Annotated in this window: 25 protein-coding genes and 1 riboswitch; of the genes, 10 read left to right on the top strand and 15 right to left on the bottom strand. The window is 41.1% G+C overall.

Annotation, left to right across the window (positions count from 1 at the left end; genetic code table 11):
• Window positions 1-30: 30 nt before the first annotated feature.
• The 3 genes from AN389_RS16150 to AN389_RS16140 all read right to left on the bottom strand — a co-directional run bounded on the left by AN389_RS16150 (window position 31) and on the right by AN389_RS16140 (window position 3,515).
• A complete protein-coding gene (locus AN389_RS16150) occupies window positions 31-477 on the bottom strand; it encodes a DUF2147 domain-containing protein (protein ID WP_055016344.1) in 447 nt (148 codons plus the stop codon).
• 178 nt (window positions 478-655) lie between these two features.
• Window positions 656-2,662, bottom strand: a complete 2,007-nt coding sequence (locus tag AN389_RS16145) for an alpha-amylase family protein (protein WP_055020247.1) — start codon at window positions 2,660-2,662, stop codon at window positions 656-658.
• Window positions 2,663-2,816: 154 nt separating this feature from the next.
• On the bottom strand, window positions 2,817-3,515 hold the full coding sequence (locus tag AN389_RS16140) for a tRNA1(Val) (adenine(37)-N6)-methyltransferase (RefSeq protein WP_055020246.1): 699 nt from the start codon (window positions 3,513-3,515) through the stop codon (window positions 2,817-2,819).
• A gap of 76 nt (window positions 3,516-3,591) precedes the next feature.
• Here AN389_RS16140 and srmB point away from each other — a divergent pair, with 76 nt between their 5' ends.
• Window positions 3,592-4,821, top strand: a complete 1,230-nt coding sequence (srmB, locus tag AN389_RS16135) for an ATP-dependent RNA helicase SrmB (RefSeq protein WP_055020245.1) — start codon at window positions 3,592-3,594, stop codon at window positions 4,819-4,821.
• Between the two features lie 223 nt (window positions 4,822-5,044).
• The gene (locus AN389_RS16130; protein ID WP_054983750.1) at window positions 5,045-5,365 is read left to right on the top strand and encodes a BON domain-containing protein; all 321 of its coding nucleotides are present in this window, start codon (window positions 5,045-5,047) and stop codon (window positions 5,363-5,365) included.
• A gap of 626 nt (window positions 5,366-5,991) precedes the next feature.
• Here AN389_RS16130 and AN389_RS16125 read toward each other — a convergent pair.
• A complete protein-coding gene (locus tag AN389_RS16125; RefSeq protein ID WP_055016340.1) occupies window positions 5,992-6,948 on the bottom strand; it encodes a mechanosensitive ion channel family protein in 957 nt (318 codons plus the stop codon).
• Between the two features lie 122 nt (window positions 6,949-7,070).
• A complete protein-coding gene (yaaA, locus tag AN389_RS16120) occupies window positions 7,071-7,850 on the bottom strand; it encodes a peroxide stress protein YaaA (RefSeq protein WP_055016339.1) in 780 nt (259 codons plus the stop codon).
• Between the two features lie 254 nt (window positions 7,851-8,104).
• Here yaaA and tal point away from each other — a divergent pair, with 254 nt between their 5' ends.
• Both tal and AN389_RS16110 read left to right on the top strand, forming a co-directional pair.
• On the top strand, window positions 8,105-9,055 hold the full coding sequence (gene tal, locus AN389_RS16115) for a transaldolase (protein WP_054983753.1): 951 nt from the start codon (window positions 8,105-8,107) through the stop codon (window positions 9,053-9,055).
• A 191-nt stretch (window positions 9,056-9,246) separates the two neighbouring features.
• Window positions 9,247-9,435: a DUF3545 family protein gene (locus tag AN389_RS16110; RefSeq protein ID WP_004587992.1), complete on the top strand. Its 189-nt coding sequence runs from the start codon at window positions 9,247-9,249 to the stop codon at window positions 9,433-9,435.
• Between the two features lie 60 nt (window positions 9,436-9,495).
• Here the strand turns inward: AN389_RS16110 and ung are convergent, their stop codons facing one another.
• From ung to AN389_RS16070, 8 genes are all read right to left on the bottom strand, one after another.
• A complete protein-coding gene (gene ung / locus AN389_RS16105; protein ID WP_055020244.1) occupies window positions 9,496-10,158 on the bottom strand; it encodes a uracil-DNA glycosylase in 663 nt (220 codons plus the stop codon).
• Window positions 10,155-11,015 (bottom strand): cobalamin-binding protein, encoded by an 861-nt coding sequence (locus tag AN389_RS16100; RefSeq protein WP_055018580.1) that lies wholly within the window; start codon window positions 11,013-11,015, stop codon window positions 10,155-10,157. Before AN389_RS16100 ends, ung begins: the two co-directional genes overlap by 4 nt.
• Window positions 11,015-11,614, bottom strand: coding sequence for a cob(I)yrinic acid a,c-diamide adenosyltransferase (cobO, locus tag AN389_RS16095; RefSeq protein ID WP_055016336.1), 600 nt, complete (start codon window positions 11,612-11,614; stop codon window positions 11,015-11,017). Before cobO ends, AN389_RS16100 begins: the two co-directional genes overlap by 1 nt.
• The gene (locus AN389_RS16090; RefSeq protein WP_055020243.1) at window positions 11,604-13,088 is read right to left on the bottom strand and encodes a cobyric acid synthase; all 1,485 of its coding nucleotides are present in this window, start codon (window positions 13,086-13,088) and stop codon (window positions 11,604-11,606) included. Before AN389_RS16090 ends, cobO begins: the two co-directional genes overlap by 11 nt.
• A gap of 5 nt (window positions 13,089-13,093) precedes the next feature.
• Entirely contained in the window at window positions 13,094-14,098 is a 1,005-nt protein-coding gene (locus tag AN389_RS16085) for an iron ABC transporter permease (protein ID WP_055020242.1), read from the bottom strand.
• Between the two features lie 4 nt (window positions 14,099-14,102).
• Complete coding sequence (locus tag AN389_RS16080) at window positions 14,103-14,912, bottom strand: ABC transporter ATP-binding protein (RefSeq protein WP_055016333.1); 810 nt, start codon at window positions 14,910-14,912, stop codon at window positions 14,103-14,105.
• A 78-nt stretch (window positions 14,913-14,990) separates the two neighbouring features.
• Window positions 14,991-15,127, bottom strand: a riboswitch (cobalamin riboswitch).
• Window positions 15,128-15,183: 56 nt separating this feature from the next.
• Entirely contained in the window at window positions 15,184-16,116 is a 933-nt protein-coding gene (locus tag AN389_RS16075; RefSeq protein ID WP_055016332.1) for a porin, read from the bottom strand.
• Window positions 16,117-16,315: 199 nt separating this feature from the next.
• Window positions 16,316-17,185 carry a LysR family transcriptional regulator gene (locus tag AN389_RS16070; protein ID WP_055016331.1) on the bottom strand — a complete coding sequence of 290 codons (870 nt, stop codon included), beginning with the start codon at window positions 17,183-17,185 and terminating at the stop codon, window positions 16,316-16,318.
• 90 nt (window positions 17,186-17,275) lie between these two features.
• Here AN389_RS16070 and AN389_RS16065 point away from each other — a divergent pair, with 90 nt between their 5' ends.
• A complete protein-coding gene (locus AN389_RS16065) occupies window positions 17,276-17,650 on the top strand; it encodes a DUF413 domain-containing protein (RefSeq protein ID WP_055016330.1) in 375 nt (124 codons plus the stop codon).
• Window positions 17,651-17,737: 87 nt separating this feature from the next.
• Window positions 17,738-18,973: a response regulator gene (locus tag AN389_RS16060; RefSeq protein WP_055016351.1), complete on the top strand. Its 1,236-nt coding sequence runs from the start codon at window positions 17,738-17,740 to the stop codon at window positions 18,971-18,973.
• A gap of 52 nt (window positions 18,974-19,025) precedes the next feature.
• Here AN389_RS16060 and rarD read toward each other — a convergent pair whose 3' ends face one another.
• On the bottom strand, window positions 19,026-19,943 hold the full coding sequence (gene rarD / locus AN389_RS16055; RefSeq protein WP_055020241.1) for an EamA family transporter RarD: 918 nt from the start codon (window positions 19,941-19,943) through the stop codon (window positions 19,026-19,028).
• Window positions 19,944-20,054: 111 nt separating this feature from the next.
• A complete protein-coding gene (locus tag AN389_RS16050) occupies window positions 20,055-20,510 on the bottom strand; it encodes a thioesterase family protein (protein WP_171042098.1) in 456 nt (151 codons plus the stop codon).
• Between the two features lie 133 nt (window positions 20,511-20,643).
• Between AN389_RS16050 and recQ the strand changes: the two genes are divergently transcribed.
• The 4 genes from recQ (at window position 20,644) to AN389_RS16030 (ending at window position 25,277) form a co-directional block, all read left to right on the top strand.
• Window positions 20,644-22,467, top strand: coding sequence for a DNA helicase RecQ (gene recQ / locus AN389_RS16045; protein WP_055016328.1), 1,824 nt, complete (start codon window positions 20,644-20,646; stop codon window positions 22,465-22,467).
• Between the two features lie 7 nt (window positions 22,468-22,474).
• Window positions 22,475-22,759: a DUF3630 family protein gene (locus AN389_RS16040; protein ID WP_055018576.1), complete on the top strand. Its 285-nt coding sequence runs from the start codon at window positions 22,475-22,477 to the stop codon at window positions 22,757-22,759.
• A gap of 165 nt (window positions 22,760-22,924) precedes the next feature.
• Complete coding sequence (locus tag AN389_RS16035; RefSeq protein ID WP_055016326.1) at window positions 22,925-24,634, top strand: POTRA domain-containing protein; 1,710 nt, start codon at window positions 22,925-22,927, stop codon at window positions 24,632-24,634.
• 70 nt (window positions 24,635-24,704) lie between these two features.
• On the top strand, window positions 24,705-25,277 hold the full coding sequence (locus tag AN389_RS16030) for a mechanosensitive ion channel domain-containing protein (protein ID WP_055016325.1): 573 nt from the start codon (window positions 24,705-24,707) through the stop codon (window positions 25,275-25,277).
• Window positions 25,278-25,332: the final 55 nt, after the last annotated feature.

Here is a 25,332-nt window from a genome sequence, read left to right as displayed (position 1 = left end):
GCGCTGCGTTTGCGGCGCTTTTTAAAAAGCTTACTCTACGCGTTGCCAATATTGGTTACGGTAAAAAAAGCCAATATAGCCACGCACTTCTAACGTCTTACCGTCGTTTTGCGGCGTTAGTTGCACGGTATAAGTTTTACCATTTGTAGGGTCAAGTATTTCACCATCGCCCCACACGCCACCATCTTCTGGCTTTACATCAGTAATAATGGTCATCCCTAAAATAGGTTGATTTTTTAATGCCCCATCACACTCTTTACAAATACCGTCTTGTTTAGCTGGGTCTAAAATAGTCTCAACTTTACCACTGAGCACCTTATCATTTTGAGTAATGCGTACATACGATTTAGCCTCGTTGGTGTCTTCATCTATGGTTTTCCAAAGCCCAACAGGAGTCATGTTTGCAAGCGCACCTTGGCTTATAAATAAAGCCGCAGCGAGTGTTGTTAGTAACGGTAATTTGTTTAACTTTTTCATTGTGTTGCCTAAATTAAAAATGGCGAATAAAACGATAATACCAGCTGATTTATAAACGCACTATTAAATTAAACTGCTATTTAGGTACATATAAAAGTAAAAAACCAAGTGCGCGTTAACCCACTTGGTTTTTAAATTGGCTGATAGTTTTTTAATGTACGCGTTTTAAAGTACGTATTTAAAAGTCACGTACCTCTACACTTGAGCTGTTAAATTCAAACATATTAATTTTGCCACACTGTGCCATATGGTTAGTACTTGTATAGGGGGTATTTGCTTGGCTTATATCGCCCTCCCACTCTTGGCCATTTTTTATAAATGCTTTTAATTCAAACCATCCGCTCACAGCTTTACTGCAATCCATATCAACATCAAGCATCCAATAGTGTTCGCCCCATATATTAAGGGGTGTAACACCAAAGCCATCTACTGTTACCGATTTGTGGGCGCCATATTCACTTGGCCAAACATTTGTAGTCCAATCCATGGCAGTACCTTGCGCTTCTCTGCTTTGGCCTTGTTCAATTCCATACCAATCTAGGTAGTTATCGTTTGCTTTCCAAGGTGTTGTGGTGTTGTTTTTTAGATTGTTATGGCGAATTGGCATAGCACATTCAACATTTGTTGTTTGGCAGTTTCTAGCAAGGTTTGTATTTGCATAGTTGTGGTCTATACCACCGCGTACAAACATGTCTTGTCCGCTTTGTGTTTGAGCATTAATAAAAACAACGGTTCTTTGCCAGTCGCTATTATTAGGTGCTGTCCCTTGGGTTAACTTAGCATTTTTATGAATTGCTATTGCATCCCATGGCGCTACATTTAAATTTATGGTGCCGTTGCTATTAACTGTTATTACTTCACCGCTACAGCTAGTAGCATTACCCAAAAGCTCGCCTTTTAACACATTGCAGTACTGTCCAGGCGCCATACCTGTTTGAATTGTTGCATTAAGCGTTGAGTCTTCTTTATTAATTGCCATATGACCAGAGCTACCACGTCCAAATGCAATCTGGTTATGGGTGTTATCCCACCAATTTGTTACTACCCAGTTGTCGGCTGTGTTATTTCTAAAATCGACACCACCAGCAATATAAGACCAACGATGCTCACACTTCCAGTTACTTGCAAAACATTCTAAATTACCATTATTGTGCACCGGTACACTTGGCCCACCCGCATCTGTATCGCCGTGAAAATCATAACTCGACATTACTTTTGGATACCCATACGGATACGCCAACATAAATACGTTAGCTAGGTCGTATAAACGGCCATCTTCAAAGGTAATTACATTACCCGCACCACCATGGCCGCGCTGATTGTCGTGGTTATCTACAAATACCACAGCTGATGAACTTGGCATAAAGCCCCAGCCTTCACCAAAATTACTTAACCATGCAAGCGAGCCATTTCTAAAGGTATTACCAAGCTGCGTACTGTATTTAAACTCGGTAACTAGTCCTGTACTTAAATACTCTGAGGCAGCAACCGCTTCAGTACCTTGATCTATCACCTCATGAAACACCACAGGCGAGCCATTTATTTTTGCCATTAAACTTTGAATATCACTTGCAGCAACATGCTTAGCAGCATCAAACCTAAAACCTTTAACACCCATAGCTTGAAGGTCATTAATATATGCCGCTAATGTATTTTGCACATAATTTGAAGAAGTGTTTAAATCAGCCAGCCCTACTAGCTCACAATTTTGCACGCGATAACGGTTATTACCGTAATCTTCTGGGTTAATAGAGCAACTTTCGTGAAAATCTTGTGGGCTATAAATAGGGTATTGTTTATTACCAAAAGTGTTACCAGCAGTGCCCGTACCACTGCCGGCTGCCATATGGTTTATTAATGTATCAACATATATATCGACGCCTGCGGCGTTACAGCGATTAACCATATCTATAAATTGCGAACGGTTACCGCCTCGGCTTTGTAGTTGGTAGCTCACCGGTTGATAGCGAGTCCACCATTGGCTACCTGTAATATGCTCGTTAGGCGGAGACACCTGTACAGCAGCGTACCCTTTTGGTCCTAAAAACTGCTCACATTCTTGGGCTACATCTTGCCAATTCCATTCAAATAAATGCACAAATGTTGTAGGCGCAGCCGATACTAAACTTGGTAAGGTTAAACCTAAACTAAAACCTGCAGTGGTGATCATTTTATTCAGTTTCATAGTGTGTGTTTCCAGTGTTGGGCGAGTTAAACAACATACTCGACGTTATTTACAAGTGGTTAACACTAGTTTGAGAGTTGCTCAAATAAAAACTGAATACGTATGCATAATGGGTAAACTATCCTTTATTACTAGATAATTACCTGCCTTAAAATTACATCTTCAAGTAAAACGCTTTACATAACGCAATATAATCATCGCTGTAGCAATTGTTTTCATTTTTTATGCATAGGGAAGTAGGCTCAGGCGAAGTATTTATTAAGCTAAAGCGCATTAAGCTGCGGCTAAATGCTTTACCTGGTGTGGTTTTTACTTGGCAATGCGCGTTTAAATAAAGCCCGCTTTGTTTTGCTAATTCAATAAATAGGCTCGCTTCTGTGGTGGGTAAAATTACGTTAAAGCACGAATGCTTATGACTTAAACGCATATAGGCATTTATTAGCTCGTCAAAACTTAAACCATCGGTATGGCGTGCGGTGTTACGGGCATCGCTTAGCCCTTTTAAGCTGTGGTTAAAATAAGGGGGGTTAGAAATCACCACATCAAATGGCGCCGCTTGTTTAAACGCTTGTATAGTGGTGTGCTTTACTGTGATATTGGGCCACGGGCTAGAGGCTATATTTTGTTGTGCCTGATTGTAAGCCGCTTCATCAACTTCAACTGCGGTTATGCTAAGTGCCGGTTGGCGCTGTTTACACATAAGCGCCAGCAGACCGGTGCCTGTGCCTATATCGAGTAATGTGTTGGCCCCTTTTAAATACGCCCATGCACCAAGTAAAATGCCATCGGTTGAGACCTTCATGGCGCACTTATCGTGCTCAACCTTAAATTGTTTAAACGTAAACCCTGACATTTTTTCACCTTTTCATTCACCAACTGGCGTATAGCGCGTATAATTGCAAGTAATTGTCCCTTATTTTAGACACTCTATGCAATTTTCTGAATTTGATCTTGATACTAAACTCCTCAACGCCATTGATAAAATGGGCTACGAGACACCAACCAGCATTCAACAACAAGCTATACCTGAAGCGCTGCAAGGTCGCGATATTTTAGCATCAGCACCTACTGGCACAGGTAAAACGGCGGCATTTTTAATTCCGGCTATTCAATACTTAATGGATTTTCCACGTCGCGACCCAGGTTTTGCACGTGTGTTAATAATGACCCCAACCCGTGAACTGGCTTATCAAATTCATGAGCAATGTGAACTGCTTGCTAAAGGCACTCACCTTAAAATTGGTGTAGTAACAGGCGGTATAAACTACGGTACCCACAAAGAAATTTTTGAAAACAATAACGATATTTTAATCGCCACACCTGGGCGTTTAATGGAATACCTTGAAACCGAAAATTTCCATGCCGAAAACGTAGAAATGCTTATTCTTGATGAAGCCGACCGCATGTTAGATATGGGCTTTAGAAAAGAAATGCTACGCATATGTGACGAAGCTAAAAATCGTCGTCAGTGCTTTTTATTCTCTGCGACTTTAGAAGGCGATAGCGTTGAGTTATTTGCAGAGCGTATTTTAAACGACCCAGCTTTACTTGAAGCCGAATCGTCGCGTAAAGAAAAAGCAAAAATTCATCAATGGGTGCACCTTGCTGATGACTACCACCACAAGCTTGAGCTGTTGGTTAATACCCTAAACGGCCCAGATGTAAGTAAAGCCATTGTGTTTGTAAAAACCCGTGAGCGCCTAGAAACCCTAATTGGTGAGCTAACTAACAATGGCGTAAAAGCCGCGTGGCTGCGTGGCGAAATGCCGCAAGATAAGCGCATGAAAGCGATGGAAAATTTCCACAGTGGCAAAACGCGCATATTAATAGCCACCGATGTCGCGGCCCGCGGTATTGATGTTTCTGATATTAGCCACGTCATTAACTTTGACATGCCACGCACGGCCGATGTTTATGTACATCGTATTGGCCGTACTGGCCGTGCTGGTAAAAAAGGGATTGCTATCTCATTAGTTGAAGCACACGACGTTGGTATTTTATACAAGGTTGAACGCTACACTGAGCAAAAGCTTAAGCGTCGTATAATTAAAGGGCTTGAGCCACAGCATAAAGAAGCTAAGCCACCCGCTAAAAAGCGTAAAGACCCTGTTAAAATGAAGGCCAAGAAAAAAGCCAAAGCTAAAAACAAAAAGAAATAACCCCCTAAATAAGCCGGCCATTGCCGGCTTATTTGTACCCGTTACAAATGTAACCCAAGCATGTAACTCATTCCCATTAAAATGTAATTATTGCCCACCTGAATTCTTTATTAATAAAATACCCTTATATTTCAAAGCATTAAAATTGGCATCGAAATTGTAACTGAGATAGTAACTCAGCTAAGAACAGCTGCACAATTAACCGTAATGTAAGGATAAAGTTATGAACCGCTTTAAGTTAACTATCGCTTTAGTATCATTTTGTTGTTTATTTTTATTAGCTTGCGCTACAAAAGTAAGTGCAGCAACTAACTTAGCCGTAGTAAGCAGTGTGGCTACTCAACCTAACTTACAACAAACAATCACCAACACGTTACGCACTAACCCAAATTTAGCATTAAACGATATTCGCGTGCAGGTTGAAGACGGTGAAGTAGATTTATACGGTGAAGCGCAAACAGGTTTTCAGCGTGCACTTGCACAAAAGTTTTTAGAAAACATGGATGGCGTTAAAATTATCCGTAATAAAATTAGTGTTATTTAAAATACCTTCTTCCTAACTTATTCCTCAGCGCTGCTTGTTACTCCAACACAAGCGGCGCTTTTTATGGCCTACATAATCTCAACGGCGGCAAACCTATTCATAAACCAGTTTAAATAGCTTAGTAAATGCCTTTTAGCTTACTCCCTTCACACAAAAAACACACAGTGCCCTACTCATATAAACGTTCTTTAAGAAGCGACAAACTCTGTAGAGCTTTAACCAACGTCAGTAGTAATTTAATTAATCTATTTTAATATAGGGTAACCTCGCTGATGCAGTTGTTATAGTTGCAGCGGTTTTAACGCAGCTAGCACATGTGTGAGCTCTTAAATTAGTTAAGCATTATTATGGGCTGGTACTATTGCAGGCTGGAAATATTAACAGCGTAGATGGTTAGCTTTACTTAGCTTAAACTAGCAACAATGTGAAAGCGCTAGAGCCTGAAAGACTCTATCGGGTAAAAAAGTGTGCATATACCCGCGGGGTATTTAAGGGAGTAGCAAAACTTAAAGTATTTTTGCTTACCAATTCCTTTTTAATACAAAAAGCGCGCTTTTACTTTGTAAAAACGCGCTGATAGTCGGTAACTATTTCCCAATGCTTTTGCGTTGTGAGTTTTAAATTATTTACTCACCTTGGCTTGCATCAGTATTATTATCACCCTTTTTATTTGCTGATTGCTGGCTTATTTTATCACTTATCATGGCATCGAGCTTTTCACCGCCTTTAATGCCAAAATCTAACGTACGTATTGGGAATGGAATACTAATATCAGCGTCATCAAGTGCTTGTTTAACGGCTACTACGCCCTTGTGGCGTACTGTCATAAAGTCTGGCTCACCTGGGTATTTAATCCAAAACCACACCAGTAAATTAATACTACTGTCGCCAAAACCTTCTGCGTATACAGCGGTTTCATCTTTACGTATTACAAAGTCAAATTCGTTAATTTTATCTACTATCACTTCTTTGGCTTTTTCTATGTCGTCGCCATATGAAATACCCACCGGTACCTCTATGCGTCTAACGCCTAACGTGGTGTAATTTTTTAGCACGTTTCTAAATAATACTTTGTTAGGTACCAGTATTAACTGCCCGTAAAAGCTCTCTATTAGCGTGTTACGCAGGTTTATAGAATGCACTGAACCAAATACGTCGTCGGTTTCAATTACATCACCCGCTTTAAATGGTTTGCGTATTCCCATAGCAATACCGGCAATTAGGTTTTCGGTCATGTCTTGAAATGCGAAACCTATGGCTAAACCCACAATACCTGCACCCGCTAGTAACGATGTTACAGTGCCTTTTAGCCCCATAAAATCAAGTGCTATAAATAAACCTACGCATAACACAATCACTTTAAAAATAGAGGCCATTAAATCAGCTATTTGCTTAGAGTCGAGTGAGCGCCTTAATAGGTTTTTCATTAGCTGGCCGGCAAAGCGCGCTATTATTGAAAACAAAATAGCGATTACAACAGCTACAATAAAGTTTGGGATATGGCTAATTACAACATCAAACCAACCGCCAAGTTTTTCTTCTATAAGCTTTTCGGCTTCGCCAACTGAGGGAATACTGATCATATTTTTACACCTATCTGTTTTTTATTTCATTAATAGTAGGTGAAGTTAGCAAGTTTAGCGCCAGCATAAAAAAAGCCATGCATTGCATGGCTTTTTAACTCATTGTTTGCTGGGTATAAACGCTAGTTTTGCTCGTCGCGCATAAATACAGGCTCAAGATCTTTAGTGGTTGCTTCAGGGCTAAAGTAATAACCCGCCACACTAAACTCTTTTAATTGGCTCAACTGCGTTACTTGGTTTTCTATGATGTAACGGGCCATCATGCCGCGTGCTTTTTTAGCGTAAAAGCTAATTACTTTATATTGACCATTTTTGCAGTCTTTAAAATGCGGCGTAATTATTTGCGCATTAAGCGCTTTTTTATCTACCGCTTTAAAGTACTCATTTGAAGCAAGGTTAACGAGGTATTGTGCGTCTTGCGCTTTTAATTCCTCGTTTAATTTATTCGCAATAATGCTGCCCCAAAATTCATACAAATTTTTCCCGCGAGGGTTATCAAGCTTAGTGCCCATTTCTAGGCGGTAGGCTTGCATTAAATCAAGCGGCTTTAATAAGCCATATAAACCTGAAAGTATACGTAAGTGACTTTGCGCATAATCAAGGTTAGCTGCAGTGAGTGTTGCAGCATCTAAACCACCATACACATCGCCATTAAAGGCTAGTACCGCCTGTTTAGCATTGCTTTGCGTAAACGGTTGTGACCATTCGCTAAAGCGTGCAGCGTTAAGCCCTGCAAGCTTATCGCTAATTTTCATTAGGCTGCCAATTTGCGCAGGCGTTAGTTCACGGCATACTTTCATGAGCTCTTCGCTGTGCTCTAGTAATTCAGGCTGAGTGAACTTATCTGTTGCGGGTGGCGTTTCGTAATCAAGATTTTTTGCTGGTGAAATAACAGTGATCATAGTTAGCTATTGACTTGTAATTTATTTAATGTCAATTTCAACATTAAATGAGACGAAAAGCACGTTTTGTTTATAAAATACCATTGAAAATTAATCGCAATGGCCTAAATCCTACCTTAATAAATCATGCATCGTCGTTTTTCTATTGATAAGGACATAAGACCTATCAAGCATTGTCACACTGTTGCAGTATTGAATACTTATATTAAGGTAGTTTAGATTTTCTTTTAACTTGCTTGGAATGAGGAAGGCAAATGACTAGCGCTCTACAAAGGCTAAAACAACATTCATCTATCGTAGCCGACACTGGCGATATTGAAGCGATCAAAAAGCATCAACCAGAAGATGCAACCACAAACCCGTCGCTTTTATTAAAAGCAAGCGAGATTGAAGCATACAAGCCTTATCTAGATAAAGCTTGGAGCTATGCAAAAGAAACAGAGCAAGATGCAGCTAAACAGCTTGAACTTGCATGTGACTACTTTGCCGTATTAATTGGTAAAGAAATTAGCGAAATTGTACCTGGCTATATTTCTACTGAAGTAGATGCTCGTTTATCATTCGACACCCAAGCAACTATTGATAAAGCACACACCCTGCTTAGCCTTTATGAGAAAGAAGGTGTAAGCAAAGACAAAATTTTAATTAAAGTTGCGTCTACATGGGAAGGTATTAAAGCTGCTGAGCAACTAGAAAAAGAAGGCACTAAATGTAACCTAACTTTATTATTTAGCGATGCTCAAGCACGTGCATGTGCTGATGCAAACGTATTTTTAATATCGCCATTTGTTGGCCGTATTTTAGATTGGCACGTAGCAAATGGTATGGAAAAACCAACCGATCCGCTACAAGATCCAGGTGTTCAATCAGTACGTAGCATTTTTGAGTTTTATAAACGCCATGATTACAAAACCGTTGTTATGGGCGCGAGCTTCCGTAATACCGGCGAAATTATTGCGCTTACAGGGTGTGACAAGCTAACAATTAGCCCTAATCTACTAGAAGACTTAGGCAATTTAGAAGGCGCAGAAGAGTACTTACTACAAAGTGATATTCCTAAAGAGCCAAAGCCTGCTCCACTTACTGAGTCGCAGTTCCGTTGGTTACATAACCAAGATGCAATGGCCACTGAAAAGCTAGCTGAAGGCATTCGCTCATTCGCAGATGCACAAGAGCAGCTAGAAGCACGCTTTAAAGCAATGTAATACACGCTAATTACGCTATATTAAACGCCGCACTTGCGGCGTTTTTTTATGCCTACGTTATTTGCTGAACTAAGTTAACATTCATTAAGGCATCACATACTTGCAACATTATTGTCACTTTTTTATTCTATTTTAGCTAGGCCTGTGGTATAGGTATTCTCGAGGTTCACTAAAATCAATAGGAGATAGTCATGGATAGCCTAAACGATATATTAGAGATATTAGAAGGTCCTGATACAACAAGAAAAACCTCTCAAAAGAATAAAAAAAGAAAGTGGCGCGAGATTGAGGCCATAAAAGACAAGCAACGGTTACGTAAAGAACTACAGGAGTTGGACTTTTTTACAGACAGTATTGAAATTGATGAGCTAGATTTTTAATCCTATAAACGCTCATAAACAAAAGGCTTTCAGTGTATGAAAGCCTTTTTAATATATCCATTAAACTTGCCAATTTATGGGGCTGTCCCCTTGGGCTTGTAACAATTCATTAGTTTGTGAAAAATGCTTACAGCCAAAAAAACCTCGGTGCGCAGAAAGCGGAGACGGATGCGGCCCTTTTAAAATATGATGGCGAGTGCTGTTAATATTTTTTCCTTTTTTTTGCGCATGAGCGCCCCATAAAATAAATACCACGCCTCGGCAGTGCTCGTTTATATGCGCAATGACGTTATCGGTAAATTGCTCCCACCCTAAGTGTTTATGCGAGTGCGCTTGCCCTTGCTCTACAGTAAGTACCGTATTGAGTAAAAATACGCCCTGCTCAGCCCAGCTTTGTAAGTAGCCATGCTCGGGTATTACAAAACCAGGTATATCGGTTGCCAATTCTTTGTACATATTTTTTAGCGACGGCGGTAACTTTTTAACCTCTGGCAATACTGAAAAACACAAACCATGGGCTTGGCCTTCTCCGTGGTATGGGTCTTGGCCTAAAATAACCACGCGAATATCGTTAAGGGCTGTGGCTTCAAAGGCGCTAAATACTTGCTCTTTGGGTGGGTACACAGCAATCCCTTCTGCGCGGCGTTTTGCTACATAATCTAATGTTTGCTGCATATAAGGATGCTGTAACTCATCTTCTAAAAAGGCTGGCCAATCGCTCATTGTGTACTCTTAATTTGTTTGCGTGATGCATCTATTTTATCACACATATCGGCAAGCCCTTCTAACATGCGTGGTGAAAAACGGTGTAATAAATCGGCGTTTACACGTATAAAATGATTATTTTTAACCGCGGGTACTTCAGGCCATTTTTGCCAATTAACTACCGGTTGTGGTGTTTTTGATTTTTCATCAGGGGTTATAATAATTTGCGGTTTAGCCATTACCACGTTTTCAATACTTATTTGTGGGTAGTCGGTATCGCTTTGTGCAAATACATTGCTTACATGACATGTTTCAATAAGCTGGTTTATCCATGTATTTTCACTTACCGTCATCATTGGCTCTGGCCATAATTGATAAAAACCAGTTAATACTTTTTTACCTTGCTGCTGTTTTTTTATGTTTTTAAGTTTGGTATTAAACGCGTTTGCTATTTGCTTACTTTGCTCAATACGCCCAGTAAATTTACCAAAAGTGATCAGCTCATTTGCTACTTCTTCTATCTTTTTTGGATCACTTAAATGTATTTTTATACCAAGGCGCTTAATTTGTTCTAAGTCTCCACTTTGATTTCCGCCTTTCCAACCAATCACTAAGTCGGGTTTTAGCGCTAGTAGTTTTTCAAGTGAAATACCATAGTAGCCACCTATGCGCTCAATATTTTTAGCCTCAGCAGGGTAGTCGGCATAATCAACAGTGCCAACAATATTATCCCCCGCACCTATAGCAAATAGGTTTTCTACTATATGCGGCGCAAGTGCAACTACACGCAGCTTTTTTGGGGGCGTTGTTTCGTTTGCAACAGCACTGGCTATTAAACTACATAGCCCAAGGCCAACTATAAATGCCCTGTACATTAGTAGTCGAACCCTTCAAGTGCTTTAATGCCTGAATCGAATGCATGTTTAACATTACGTACTTCGCTTACTGTATCGGCAAGTTCTGTTAACGTGCGGTGCGCTGCACGACCTGTAATAATAACCGACTGCATAGGAGGACGGTTATTTAACGCGCTTACTACTTCATCAAGATCAATGTAGCCATAAGTCACCATATAGGTAAGCTCATCAAGTAATACTAAATCTATACTGCTATCGGCAAGCATGCGCTTGGCTTCTTGCCACGTTGCTTGCGCTGCGGCAGTGTCGGCTTCTTTGTTTTGCGTATCCCACGTAAAGCCGGTATTCATCACCGCAAATTCAACCCCTGCGCTTTGTAGTAGGTTACGCTCTCCACACTCCCATGTGCCTTTAATAAACTGACAAACAGCGGCTTTTTTACCATGCCCTACACAACGTGCAACCACACCAAACCCAGAGGTTGATTTACCCTTACCATTACCCGTAATTACCTGAAATATGCCTTTAACATCTTGCGCTGCAGCAACGCGTGCATCTACTTGCTCTTTTACTTTTTGTTGACGCTGCTTATGCTTATCGTTGCTTTTATCTGTCATTATTATGTCCTTCGTAAATCGATATAATGTGTTGTATGTTTAAGTGTTCCTCGCACATAGTTGCTAAACGTTCTAACTGCTGTTCACGGTGCTTAGCAATACTAATTGGCGTTATTGCGGCCTCTGGTTTTACCCACTTTAAAATTTGCGATGTGGCAGCTGGCTCATCAAATAAACCGTGTAAATAAGTACCAGCAAGGGCATTATCATCACTAATAAAGCCATCACTTACAAATCCTTTAGGGTGCGAGTTAAACGTTAAAAATGGCCTATTAAGTGCTGCACCTTCACTAATACCCGCATGAATTTCGTAGCCACTACAGGGGGTTTTATTATTATTTAACTGCATAGTTGCGGTTACTTTAGTGAGTACTTTTTGGGTGCTAAGAGTGGTATCAAAGTCACTTAATGCAAGGCCTTTAACACGCTTTAATGACGACTCAACCCCCATGGGATCAGTAATGCTATTCCCTAACATTTGCATACCGCCGCAAACCCCTAACACTTTACCGCCATAGCGTATGTGGCGCTTTATTTGCGTATCCCAACCTTCATTTTTTACAAAACTTAAATCACCCAGCACGTTTTTACTACCTGGAATAATAACCAGATCGACCGGCGGAATTGCTTGAGTATGGCGCACATAATTTATATTAATATTTGGGTGCAGTCGCAATGCATCAAAATCGGTATGGTTACTAATATGCGGCAATAAAAGTACAGCTATATTAATGGTGGCGTGTGTCACTTTATTATCTATTGCAACGGCATCTTCGGCATCAAGGGCTAGGTCATGCAAGTAGGGCAGCACCCCAAGCACAGGTTTTTTCGTATAGCGCTCAAGCCAATCTAGCCCACTTTGCAATAAGCTGATATCGCCTCTAAAGCGGTTTATAACAAAGACTTTTACGCGCGCTTGCTCAGATTCGCTTAGCAGCGCAAGTGTGCCCACTAAATGCGCAAACACACCGCCTTTGTCTATATCGGCAATAATAATGACAGGGCAATCTACCGCTTCTGCGTACCCCATATTGGCAATGTCGTTTTCGCGAAGGTTTATTTCTGCAGGGCTGCCTGCGCCCTCAACCAATAATAAATCGAACTGTTTAGCTAGGCGTTTATGCGAGGCAAGCACCGCATCCATCGCCACTTTTTTGTAGTCGTGATAGTTGCTCGCTTCCATATTACTAATGGCTTTGCCATGAATAATAACTTGTGCGCCCGTATCGCTATTTGGTTTAAGTAATATAGGATTAAAGTCGTTTTGAGGCTCTACATTAGCCGCTATTGCTTGCAAAGCTTGCGCTCGGCCTATTTCGCCGCCTTCTTTCGTAACCGCGCTATTAAGCGCCATATTTTGCGGTTTAAAAGGCGCAACCGTTACACCTCGCTTTGCAAATACTCTGCAAAGCGCAGCGACTAAGGTGCTTTTTCCGGCATCTGACGTAGTGCCTTGAATCATTAAGGTTTTCATCCGCCCTATGCCTTTGTTTTTCTAAAAAAGAGCAAGCTTAGAAAAAATACGCTACCCATAGCTGCTGTAATCACCCCTACAGGGAGCTCTTGGTTTTTAAGTAATGAGCGCGAAAGCACATCGACCCACACCATAAACGTGCCACCCACTAAGCTTGTGATGAGTAAGCCAGCAGTACTGCCTTGAGATATAAAAAAGCGCACTATGTGCGGCACCATTAAACCTACAAAACCAATACCGCCACATAAGGCCACCAGCACGGCCGTTATTAAGGAGCTCAATACCAGCATAAAAATTCTAAACCGGTGCACACGCACCCCAAGCGTTATGGCGCTTTCATCGCCAAGAAGCAGCGCATTTAACTGTCTTTTAAAGCTCAGCATAAAGCCAATACACACCACTATAACCATACATGGCAACCATAACGTGGCCCATTGTGCGCGGGCAAAGCTACCTAACGTCCAAAATAAAATACCAGCCACTGCTTGCGGGTCGCTCCAATACAACAATAAACTGGTAAATGCGCTAAATAAAAACGACAGCGCCACACCTGCTAACAACATAGACTCTACGTGCGTATTTTTTTGCCGCCCAGCAATAAGTATCAATAAGCCCATAGCTAAAAAGCTCCCTAATAAGGCAGCAGTCGATAACATAAACCCAGCACTTATACCTGTCACAGCCATAAGCAGTACAACCCCAAACGACGCACCTGACGATATACCAAATAAGTATGGATCGGCGAGCGGGTTACGAGTAACCGTTTGCAAAATAAGCCCAGCAATAGCCAAACCTGCGCCCGCCATAAAGGCAAGTAAAGTACGGGGCAACCTAAGCTCATAAATAATACGTGCGTTAAGCGAGCCCTCCCCTGCCGATAAAACTCCGGTGAACACATCACTAAACGGTGTATCTGCTGCGCCAAAGCTCAGTGCACTAAAAAGGCTGCCCAGTGCAATTAATGAGGCAGCTATAAAAATAGTCCACGGGTTTATGTTTGTTATATCCATTTAATTAATAGCCATAAAAGTAAGTAATATGAGGAATAGTTTGGCCATTTTCTGTGCGCTGCGGGTGGCTGGTTACGTGCGCACATACCCCAAAAACATCTGCTAGCATCTCTTCACTAAGTACCTGCTCAGGCGAGCCTGTATGTGTTATTTTGCCTTTATTAATAACCACCAGTTCATCGCACATAGCAGCTGCTAAATTTAAATCATGAAATGAGGCAAACACAGTGACCCCTAGCGATTTTGCTAATTCCATCACTTGTATTTGGTATTTAACATCCAAATGGCTGGTTGGCTCATCCATAATGAGTAATTGCGGTTGTTGCACTATGGCGCGGGCAATTAATGCTCGTTGCTTTTCGCCCCCCGAAAGTGATTCAAAATTTTGCTTACACTGCTGCTCAAGCCCTACGGTTTTTATTGCCTGTGTAATTTTTTGTTTGTCGCTGTGGGTGGTGGCGCTAAATAGTGGTTTATGAGGCGTAAGCCCAAGGGCAACCACATCAAATAACGTTAGGTTAAATTGAGCAGGCGTTTCTTGCAGAACGACAGCAACATATTTTGCGTAATCTTCACTTTTAAGCTGCCAAATATCCTGCTGATTAAAAGTAATTTTGCCTGTGGTGGGTTTATTAAAGCGATACAAACAGCGCAGTAAGCTCGACTTACCCGCCCCATTTGGGCCTATTAAGCCAATAAATTTACCCTTTGTTATAGGCAAATTAATAGTGTTTAAAATGGCGTGATTATCAACTTCCCACGACACATTTTGAATGTCTAATAAAGGCGTGTTTGGCGCTAATGTAGTTTGCAAAGTGAGTCCTTTAAAAACGCGCACTCACTAAGACACCACTAAAAAAATAGTGCACTAATAAAATGAGTTTACCCGCTCGTTAAAATATTTTATTCATTTGTATCTGACTTAAAGCACGGTGCTCATTACAGTTACGGGAATAGTTGAGGAATTTCACCCCATTCCAAATGAGCGTCTATTATGGGCGGGTAAGTAAATAATTTAAAGCAAAAAAACCGCGCTCAAAGGAGCGCGGTTAAAAAGGGAGCGTTTTAACTAATTTAGCGAATAGTTAAAACTTGTATTCCATACCTAAGCCAACGTAATCTTGGTCAACATTGTTGTCCATATCAAAGCTTGAGTAAAAACCAAATACTTTAATGTTTTTATTAAACTTATGATCAACACCTACAGAAACTGCCGTTTTGTCATCACTATCATCAAAGTCCATTGCTTGGTACTGCACTTTAAACGTGTTTTTACCCATGCTGTAGGCTGCGTTTAATAAGTAGCCATCCGCTTCTGCGCTACCGTCTACTTTTTCTTGAGTTTGGTACATAGCGCCTAATTTAAAGCTCTCTACTTTACCTTGGATTGACGCACGCACTACATCGTAGCCATTTACTTCGCTATCGGCTGCAACCGAGGCGTAAACCGCACTCTTTTTAAGTGCAGCGTCACCGTAGGTAACCGCCATTGAATAACCGTTATCTGCATCTACGTCATCTTCGGCAATAAATGTAGCAAGTACTTTAAAACCTTCGTAGCTTTTAGATGTATAAGTGATTGAATCACCCAAGCGGTTTTCACCTTTAAAGACGTTTTTAATATCGCCTTCAAGATCATTAAATAAATCTAATTTGCCTTGTGATTGCTTAAGTGCCGTATCGTTACGACCCACAACAACTTGACCATAAGCACCTTTTAAACCTACGTATTGGTTGCGTGCAGAAATATTGTCGTCGTTATCACCTTTAGAGTCAGCGTCAGATACATCAACTTGAAACTCAAACTTATAAACCGCTTCTAATCCATCTGTGATCTTTTCAGATCCCTTTAGGCCAAAGCGAGATGCATTACTTTTAATTTCAGTGAAAGACCCTTCACCGTCATCAGATGATTGCACAGTAACATTCGCTTTACCGTAAACATCAACATCTGCAAACGCACTAAAAGATAAACCACTTACTAGAGCAATACATAAGCTCGATTTTACAAAATTCATGTTATTTCCTCGATAATCACAAAACTAATTTTTTAAAACAGCTGCAGTTTGTCATCGTTAAATGACAGATATATTACAAAGGAAACATTTTTGTCTTTTTATTTTAATAAAAGTGTCTAAATCCTGAAAACAAACTGACATGAATATTTAATAAACAAAATTGTACCCACTCAATCTCACTAAAAATAATAGTCGGTATTTAGTGTTCATCAATAGGCTGATGAGCATTTATTTTAGGTAATAAGTTAATCAAGGTTTCTATTAACTCTTTTTGTTCGTTGTCTCTGTGGTAGGCCACAAAAATATCACGCGAGGTATGTTCAACATCTTTTACATGGAACAGCTCACCCTTTTCTAAATGAGATTCAACAAGCACCTCGGGTATAAACGCACTGCCACCACACTGAATAATTAAATCAAGCGCGATACGCCCCGTACTGGTTCTAAAATAAGGAGGCGTTTTACCCGTAAATTGACGCGCATGCCACAGCGAAAAAGTAGTGCCCCAATCAACATATACATATTGGTTATCAAAAAAGTTTTCGTTAGTTGCTGTGTCATAGCCACTGACAGGAATAATTGGTAGCTCGCAAATTCGCTCAACCACAAGCTCATCCACTTTAGGTGGGTCAAATAAAATGGCTAAATCAAGCGTCCGCTCTAATAATAACCGTGTGCTTTCTTGCTGGGCTTTAACCTCTGCAACTAGCGACACCCCAGGCATAGCCGACACTATATTAGTAATGCCAAATTGTAAAAAGGCATCCCATATATTGGGTGTCCCTGCTAAGCTTATTTGCTTGTGCATGTTATCGGCCAATGCCACATCCACTTTGGCACGCTGCATGCCGGTGATGATCATTTTAGCATGCGGAAGCAATCTCTCTCCTGGCGCCGTTAATTGAATATTGTTCCGCTGACGAATAAACAAGTTTACACCCAGCCCCTGCTCTAATTGACGAATGCGGAAGCTGACTGCCGATTGAGTGATGTATAGGTTTTCAGCCGCTTTACCAAAATGACGCGTGCGCACAACCTCTACAAATGTTTTTAATAAATCTATATCCAATTTTTTATCCTCACGATAAAAATAACTTGTTTAATAAATTGTCAAACTTGCATCATACTCCAGCAATAAACAGGGTATGAGGATACAGTTATGAGCAACGATATTTCACTACTTCGCCAAGCGTTTGTTAGCCAGCGTCAATTTTATGATGATCAAAACTTTCCTCGCGGGTTTAGCCGCAGCGGAAACTTTACCTTATTAGAAGCCAGTATATTAGAGCAACATGGCGTAATACTAAAAGGGCTTTATAATAAAACGTTAGCGCCACAAAATACCTTACAAGCGCAATTTGTTGATGTAGTTTGTGGCAATAAAGAACCTACAAACCCAATCGAAAAAGCCTGGGTTAAATATTTAAAACTAACAACTTGTAAAACCAAGTTTCATACACTTTTTGGTCGCTCAAAAATGTCAGGGTCAATGCCAATAAGCCAAGACGATTATGGCGAGTCAGATAGCGTATAACCCTCTAAGTTATTTGCTTTTTTGCGTTTTAGCAGTTACAACTTGTATAAGCAAACACTTTTGCAAAATATCAAACAAGGTTGTTACGTGACGCGAAAAATACTTATAATTGAAGATACGCCTACTATAGCGCGTGTGCAAAAGCATATCGCGCTCAAAGTGGGTTATGAAGTTGATATAGCCGAGTCTTTGGCGGCAACAAAAGAGCTAATAAAAAACAATAGCTACTTTTGTGCTGTTGTAGATTTTATCCTTCCTGATGCGCCTGCGGGTGAGGCGATTCCGTATACTATTAATGCTGACATTCCTACCATCGTAATGACAGGCAACATAGATAAGCAAACTCGCGACACAGTAGAAAAGTACCCAATCATTGATTACATAATCAAAGAAAACAAACAAGCTTACCAATACCTAGAAAAACAACTGAGCCGTTTACCCCGTAACGAAAACGTAAAAGTGCTGGTTGTCGACGACTCAACGTCTACCCGTAGATACATTTGCAGCTTACTAAAGCGCCATAAGTATCAAATACTCGAAGCAAAGGACGGAAAAGACGCGCTAGAGGTGCTCGAAAGCCAAAAAGACGTGTCTGTTATTATTACCGATAACGAAATGCCAAACATGAATGGTGATGAGTTATGCGCTGAAATTCGCCGACTTTACAGTAATGATGAAAAAGCCATTATCGGCATTTCTGGGGCTGACTCATCAGCATTATCGAGCCTATTTTTAAAAAATGGTGCTAATGACTACCTCCATAAACCCTTTAACAGCGAAGAGTTTTACTGCCGCCTAAGTCAAAACGTCGACATGCTTGAGCAAATAGCCACAATTAAACGCCAGGCAAATACAGACTACTTAACAAAGCTACCTAATCGCCGCTACTTTTTTGAAGAGTCGAGCAAGTCACTCAAGTATTTAAAAAAATCGAATCAAGATGGCGCACTCGCTATGCTTGATATAGACCATTTTAAATCGATTAACGATACATACGGCCACGATGCCGGAGATGAAGTGCTCAAAGGGTTGGCAGTGTGTTTTAAAAAGTACTTTGAAAAGCAGTTAGTTGCTCGTTTAGGTGGGGAAGAATTTGCCGTTTACTTTACTGATGCAACCACAGCACAAGCACTAAAACGCTTAGAAGGCTTTAGGCAGTTTATAGAGCTAAATAGCCAAGAGTTTAGCCAAGAAAAAATTAAATTTACAATTTCTATTGGTTTTGCAAGCGGCCCAATTTACCAGATAGATGAACTGTTAAAACAGGCCGATTTAAAGCTATATGATGCAAAAGAAACCGGCCGTAATAAAGTAATAAGCTAAACCTTAACGCTGCTTTATAGCTACTTACTTAAACTATTATTGCGCATTGGGATTAGACTTCAGCGGCGGTTACCGCCGCTTTTTTACGCTTACGTGATTGATGATAAGAATCCCACGTAAATATAGCTAAAGCACTCCAAATACACGCAAACGTGATCACTCGCTCGGCATCAAACACTTCATCGTAAAACACCACAGCAAGCATAAACATTAAACTGGGTCCTATGTACTGAAAAAAGCCCAAAGTTGTGTACTGCAAACGCTTAGCTGCGCCGGTAAAACACAACAGCGGCAAGGTCGTAATAATACCAGCACTAATTAACAGCGCATTGGTCAGCCAATCGTTAACGGCTAAATCAGAGGTAGGCGTTGGGGCCATCACCCACCAGTAAATTAATGCAACAGGCAATAAAATTAGCGCTTCAAGTAAAATGCCCGGCAGCGCTTCAACCGGTAACTTTTTACGAAGTAAGCCATAAATAGCAAAAGACGTGGCAAGCGAAAACGCCACCACCGGAAACGAGCCAAAACTGACCAACTGCAGTACCACACCAGCAAAGGCTAAAAACACTGCAACCCCTTGCAACTTACGCAGTCGCTCGCCCAAAAATAGCATGCCCAACAGCACATTCAGTAATGGGTTTATATAATAGCCTAAACTGGCATCGAGCATATGGTTATTATTGACCGCCCAAATAAACAACCCCCAATTAAAGCCTAATATAGAGGATGTAAGCACTAACATTAAAACAATTTTGGGCTGGACAACGATACGTTTAACCCTATCCCAGTATTTGAGCACACTGACCACAAGTATTAAAAAAACCACAGACCAGAGAACACGGTGAGTTAAAATTTCAAAGGCAGAAACATGTTGTATTTGTTTGAAATAAATAGGCGCTAAGCCCCACATTAAAAAAGCTAAACAGGCAAAAATCCCGCCTTTACGCTGCTCGTTTGCAATCGACATACATACTACTTATCCGTATTAAAAGGCCGACAGTTTATACCAATTCGCGCTATTAAGTGACTTATTTTGAGGCGAGTAAACCTAAACCCAAGACAGTTTATTTTAACATCGTTATCCGACTAAATACGTACCTGTACCAAAAGCGATTTGTATTGCCTTTTCGTTGTGCAGCTCCATTCTGCATACACATACTTTATTTCCAGAGCGTATCAAAGTAGCACTGGCTGTAAATACCTCCCCTTTGCCAGGGCGTAAATAATCTGTACGTAAATCTATAGTGCCTAAGGTAGCCAGCTTTTGCTGTACGCTTGGAATATCTAAGTCGGTTAATTTATCGATAACACTGGCTGCTGCAAGCATGCCGCCCACATTATCAAGCACCGCCGATATAATACCGCCGTGAAGAATTTTTTGCGCAGGATTACCTATAAATACATCTTGCCACGGGAACGTAATTTTAGCTTGCTCAGGGCTGAGTGACTCTACCGAGATATTTAAAAACTGGTTAAATGGCATGCCATTTACAAACAGTGCGCCCACTTGTTCAATTAACATTTCTTTATTCATTGTTATTCTCTATGTTTAAATTAAGACTGGTACGATGAGTTAAGCATACCTGAAGCAAAACCACGAGGCACTAATTAAATCATTTACCGCTAAGCTAAAGACATCCTATAAAAAAAACACTAAAATAGCCGCGATGAATACTCTAACCCCTACTCCTAGCACATTGGTCCGCAAGCCCGACACCGTTCTTAAACAAGTGTTTGGCTACAGCGAGTTTCGTGATGGCCAAAAAGCGGTTATCGATGCGGCTATTAATGGCCAAGACTCTTTGGTACTGCTGCCTACAGGCGGTGGTAAATCAGTGTGTTACCAAGTACCAGCGTTAGTGCTAGAAGGGGTTACTGTGGTCATTTCGCCGCTTATTTCACTCATGCAAGACCAAGTAACGCAACTGCAAGCGTTAGGTGTTAAAGCCGCTTACATTAATAATAGCCTTGCTCGCGAAGAGCAACAATTAGTGTACCAACAATTGCACCAAGGGCTAATAAAATTACTGTATGTTGCCCCTGAAAAAGTGCTTCAGCATGAATTTACCGAACGGCTCAGCCACTTAAATATAAGCCTATTTGCCATAGACGAAGCACATTGTGTATCGCATTGGGGGCATGACTTTAGACCGCACTACTTTAGATTAAACGAGCTTAAACAGCGTTTTCCCTATGTCCCTATGATGGCCCTGACCGCCACGGCCGATAAAGCAACCCGCTTTGATATCGTTGAGCAATTAAAATTACAACAGCCCTATATACATACCGGCAGCTTCGATAGGCCTAATATTCGTTACACCATCGAAGAAAAATTTAAACCGATGGCGCAACTACTGCGCTATTTAAAAGAGCAAAAAAATCAAAGTGGTATTATTTACTGCACTAGCCGTAAACGCGTTGATGACATTGCCGAAAAGCTCGCTGATGCAGGGCTAAATGCCGCCGCCTATCATGCTGGTATGAGTAACGAGCAACGCCAATTCGTGCAAACCGGATTTGCCCGCGATGACATTCAAATTGTGGTTGCAACCGTTGCTTTTGGTATGGGCATAAATAAACCAAATGTGCGTTTTGTACTGCATTACGATATTCCAAAAAGTATTGAAGCCTACTATCAAGAAACCGGCCGCGCTGGGCGTGATGGCTTAGCCGCAGAAGCCATTATGTATTTTGATCCCGCCGATATTGGCCGCGTTAGGCGCTTTTTTGAAGACATAGACGATGAACAACGCCGCCGCGTAGAAGAGCAGCGTTTTAATGCCATGGCCAGTTTTGCCGAGGCGCAGACATGTCGTCGCCAAATACTTTTAAACTACTTTAGCGAGTATAAACGCGAGCAATGTGGTAACTGCGACATTTGCATAAACCCACCAAAAAGCTTTGATGGCACGTTAGTAGCGCAACAAGCGCTTTCGTGTGTGTACCGAGCTGGGCAGCGTTTTGGCTTAGGCTATATTGTAGAACTATTACGCGGGGCTAATACCAGCCGCATTCGCGATAATAACCACCACGAACTCAGCACCTATGGGATAGGCAAAGACAAAAGCAGTGAGTTTTGGCTTAGTATATTACGCCAACTTATACACCAAGGCCTGTTAAGCCAAGATATTACCCAAGGTGCTTCACTGCGCTTAACCGAAGCTGCACGCGCAGTACTTAAAAGCGAATATGCCCTACAGCTTGCCGAGCCGCGCTTACAAGCTAAACACGTATACCAAGATAAACTGGCGCAGTTTAATTACGACAAAAAACTATTTGCCCGCTTACGCGCGCTACGCAAAGAACTTGCTGATGCAGACGATGTACCGCCGTACGTTGTATTTAACGATAAAACCTTAGCCGAAATGGCGCAATTAATGCCCACCAACGACAGCGAGTTTTTAAAGGTGTCGGGCGTTGGCTTTACCAAACTCAATAAATATGGCGGCGAATTTTTAACGGCCATTCGTAACTACCTTGCTAATAATTAAGTAAATCATGACCAAAATTGAATACAATCACGCCCATAAATGCATTGTTATCAGCCCCGTAGAGGCACCTCATGATGAAGACTTTGAGCTGTGGAGCACGCTGTTTTTACACGCTGATGAGATAACCATTATTGATTACGCACAAGGGGCTGATCGTCATCAATTACGTTTTAGCTATCAACAGCAAACCTTTAATTTAAATTTTGAACACTACAGCGAAAGTATTTGGATTAATGGCGAAGGCCATGAAGCCGAGCACTTATTAGCAGCCCTGGCCTTTTACTTAAGCTAAAACGCATCCCTATGCTCTAAACAAGCAGCGTTGAGGTTAATTAACAAAGGTGCGTAACGATAACAATTAATTAGTTTCAAAATCCATACCTTTTACTTACATTGTAATAACAATGATGTAAGCTGATATTACGACTCATATTGGCAGTAGTATTGAAGAGGTTCAATGGTGAATAAAAAATGGATTGCACACTGTTGTATAAGCTTAGCTCTCGTAAGCTTTAGTGCGCCTAAGGCCTTTGCACAACAACCAAGCAATAAAACTAGCAGCTGCCCCACAGTGCAATCGCACTCAAATAAAAGCAATAATTTACGCCGCGAAGTTGAAGATACAACCACGCTCGTTAATAGCCGCAGCGATGCTCAAATAGCGTCAATTACCCTTAAACAACTCAATGTGTTTAATACCGAACGGGAAGAGGAAAATAACGCGCTTTTTCGTTTTGCTAACCGTGCGCATATCCAAACAGAGCCAGATGTAATTAGTAATATTTTGTTATTTAAACAAGGCGATAATTACAATGCCAGAAAACTCGCTGAGTCAGAGCGTTTATTACGCCAACAAAACTATTTATACGATGCGCAAATAAGCGCGATTGAAAACTGCGACGGCAACGTAGATGTAACCGTAGTAACTCGCGATTTATGGACCTTACTACCCGAAATAAGCTTTAGCCGCAGCGGTGGCGAAAATAAATCGAGCATAGGTTTTCGCGAGTCGAACTTACTAGGTTGGGGTAAGCGTTTATCGTTTTCACGCACCACCGACAGCGATCGCAATGGTTATTTATTTGTTTATGACGATCCTAATATATTATCAAGCCGGTATCGCGGGCGCTTAGAATATGCCGATAACAGCGATGGTAAACGCCACTTATTAGAGTTAACTTACCCGTTTTATGCCATAGATACGCCCTATAGCTATGGTATTAAAAGCTTTTCTGAACAAAGAGAAGAGGCGCTGTATCGCCGGGGTGACGAATACAGCGAGTTTGATCAAACAACCAATTTTTTTAGCGCTTTTTTAGGTCACTCTAAAGCATTATCTGATAGCTGGACGCAGCGATTGACACTTGGCTATGTAAACCAAGAAGACAGCTTTGCAGAAATAGAAACAACCTTTGCTCCCTTAGCCAAAGATAGGCAGCTAAGTTACCCCTATGTTAGCGGTCATTGGTTTGAAGACAGTTATATAAAAGTACGTAATTTTGACAGTATTTCGCGAACAGAAGATTTAAATTTAGGCTGGAACATTAAAGCGCTTTTAGGTTACTCCGATGAGTCTCTTAGTAATGATGACAGCAGAGCCGTGTATTCGTTAAAAGCTAAAAAAGCGCACTTTACTACCGACAGAACGCTGTGGCGTTTTAGTGCACAAGTGGATGGTTATTGGAATAAAGAGCAAAAACAGCTTGAAAACTTTTTGGCCACCAGCGAAGTGCAGTACTACTTAAATACCAGCGAAAACCAATCCTGGTTTGTTAAAGCCCGCGCCCAGTATGCTAAAAACCTAACTGCCGATAAGCAGCTAACACTTGGCGGCGAAACAGGCCTTCGTGGCTATCCCATGGATTACCAGCACGGCGACCGAAGCTTTTTAGTCAGCCTAGAAAAACGCTATTACTGGGAGTACGATTTACTGCAGTTATTTAAAGTAGGTGCAGCGGGCTTTGTTGATGTTGGCCGCGCTTGGTTTAACGATGAAGATAACGGCGAGAACGATCATGTTTTAAAAAATGTTGGGGTGGGTTTGCGCTTAGCGCCAAGCAGAGCAAACTCTGGCACCATGATCCACCTTGATATTGCCGCTCCACTAGATGGCTACGATGATGTTGATTCGGTGCAATGGCTTGTGAGTGTAAAAAACACTTTTTAAATAGCGGGTAATAAACGAAAGCGTTACACTCGCGTTTTAAATTTTCCTAAAAACAGTACGGGATCTCACTTTGGAATTGTTTACGCTTTTAGAGCTAATGGGTACACAATATAAATTAATTGTTACCCTTATTGCCGTTTTACTTTTTCCACTGTTATTAAAAGCAACAAAAAAACTGCTCGAAAAAGCCATTAAAGGAAAAGTAGATGTTCATCGTAAATTTAGGGCTGAGCTTTTATTAAAAATCATTTTAGCGTTTGTTGTACTGTGTTTAGTGCTGATATTTTGGGGCATTGAGCTGCGCGGGTTATTAGTACTTGGCTCATCATTATTTGCAATGCTTGGAGTCGCTTTATTTGCCGCTTGGTCGCTGCTTAGTAACCTTACCGCTTTTTTACTCATGTTTATCCAAAACGGTTTTCATGTAGGTAATTGGGTACGTATTGTTGATGGCGCAAACCACATAGAAGGACGCATAGTCGAATTAGGTTTAATGAACGTACTCCTTGAACATGTAGATGGGCATAGAGTTGTTTATCCTAATAACCTGTTTGTTACCCGCCCTGTAATGGTGTTAAATAAGGAGCCAAAGCCTACTAAAGCGCCGGTAATAAAACGCATAATTGGCTCTAAAAAAACATAGTTTAAAAAGTCATGTTCACAAAAAAGCCGCAGTAGATAAATTACCTACTGCGGCT

It is taken from the genome of Pseudoalteromonas sp. P1-7a (genome assembly GCF_001401855.1).
Classification (GTDB): domain Bacteria; phylum Pseudomonadota; class Gammaproteobacteria; order Enterobacterales; family Alteromonadaceae; genus Pseudoalteromonas.
Note: the sequence above shows the minus strand (reverse complement) of the source record. Positions and strands in the feature narration are given on the sequence as shown.

What these genes read in the sequence shown, in the direction of transcription:
- AN389_RS16150 (WP_055016344.1), bottom strand. Translation starts at nt 477, where the DNA reads ATGAAAAAGTTAAACAAATTACCGTTACTAACAACACTCGCTGCGGCT.
- AN389_RS16145 (WP_055020247.1), bottom strand. Translation starts at nt 2,662, where the DNA reads ATGAAACTGAATAAAATGATCACCACTGCAGGTTTTAGTTTAGGTTTA.
- AN389_RS16140 (WP_055020246.1), bottom strand. Translation starts at nt 3,515, where the DNA reads ATGTCAGGGTTTACGTTTAAACAATTTAAGGTTGAGCACGATAAGTGC.
- srmB (WP_055020245.1), top strand. Translation starts at nt 3,592, where the DNA reads ATGCAATTTTCTGAATTTGATCTTGATACTAAACTCCTCAACGCCATT.
- AN389_RS16130 (WP_054983750.1), top strand. Translation starts at nt 5,045, where the DNA reads ATGAACCGCTTTAAGTTAACTATCGCTTTAGTATCATTTTGTTGTTTA.
- AN389_RS16125 (WP_055016340.1), bottom strand. Translation starts at nt 6,948, where the DNA reads ATGATCAGTATTCCCTCAGTTGGCGAAGCCGAAAAGCTTATAGAAGAA.
- yaaA (WP_055016339.1), bottom strand. Translation starts at nt 7,850, where the DNA reads ATGATCACTGTTATTTCACCAGCAAAAAATCTTGATTACGAAACGCCA.
- tal (WP_054983753.1), top strand. Translation starts at nt 8,105, where the DNA reads ATGACTAGCGCTCTACAAAGGCTAAAACAACATTCATCTATCGTAGCC.
- AN389_RS16110 (WP_004587992.1), top strand. Translation starts at nt 9,247, where the DNA reads ATGGATAGCCTAAACGATATATTAGAGATATTAGAAGGTCCTGATACA.
- ung (WP_055020244.1), bottom strand. Translation starts at nt 10,158, where the DNA reads ATGAGCGATTGGCCAGCCTTTTTAGAAGATGAGTTACAGCATCCTTAT.
- AN389_RS16100 (WP_055018580.1), bottom strand. Translation starts at nt 11,015, where the DNA reads ATGTACAGGGCATTTATAGTTGGCCTTGGGCTATGTAGTTTAATAGCC.
- cobO (WP_055016336.1), bottom strand. Translation starts at nt 11,614, where the DNA reads ATGACAGATAAAAGCAACGATAAGCATAAGCAGCGTCAACAAAAAGTA.
- AN389_RS16090 (WP_055020243.1), bottom strand. Translation starts at nt 13,088, where the DNA reads ATGAAAACCTTAATGATTCAAGGCACTACGTCAGATGCCGGAAAAAGC.
- AN389_RS16085 (WP_055020242.1), bottom strand. Translation starts at nt 14,098, where the DNA reads ATGGATATAACAAACATAAACCCGTGGACTATTTTTATAGCTGCCTCA.
- AN389_RS16075 (WP_055016332.1), bottom strand. Translation starts at nt 16,116, where the DNA reads ATGAATTTTGTAAAATCGAGCTTATGTATTGCTCTAGTAAGTGGTTTA.
- AN389_RS16065 (WP_055016330.1), top strand. Translation starts at nt 17,276, where the DNA reads ATGAGCAACGATATTTCACTACTTCGCCAAGCGTTTGTTAGCCAGCGT.
- rarD (WP_055020241.1), bottom strand. Translation starts at nt 19,943, where the DNA reads ATGTCGATTGCAAACGAGCAGCGTAAAGGCGGGATTTTTGCCTGTTTA.
- AN389_RS16050 (WP_171042098.1), bottom strand. Translation starts at nt 20,510, where the DNA reads ATGAATAAAGAAATGTTAATTGAACAAGTGGGCGCACTGTTTGTAAAT.
- recQ (WP_055016328.1), top strand. Translation starts at nt 20,644, where the DNA reads ATGAATACTCTAACCCCTACTCCTAGCACATTGGTCCGCAAGCCCGAC.
- AN389_RS16040 (WP_055018576.1), top strand. Translation starts at nt 22,475, where the DNA reads ATGACCAAAATTGAATACAATCACGCCCATAAATGCATTGTTATCAGC.
- AN389_RS16035 (WP_055016326.1), top strand. Translation starts at nt 22,925, where the DNA reads ATGGTGAATAAAAAATGGATTGCACACTGTTGTATAAGCTTAGCTCTC.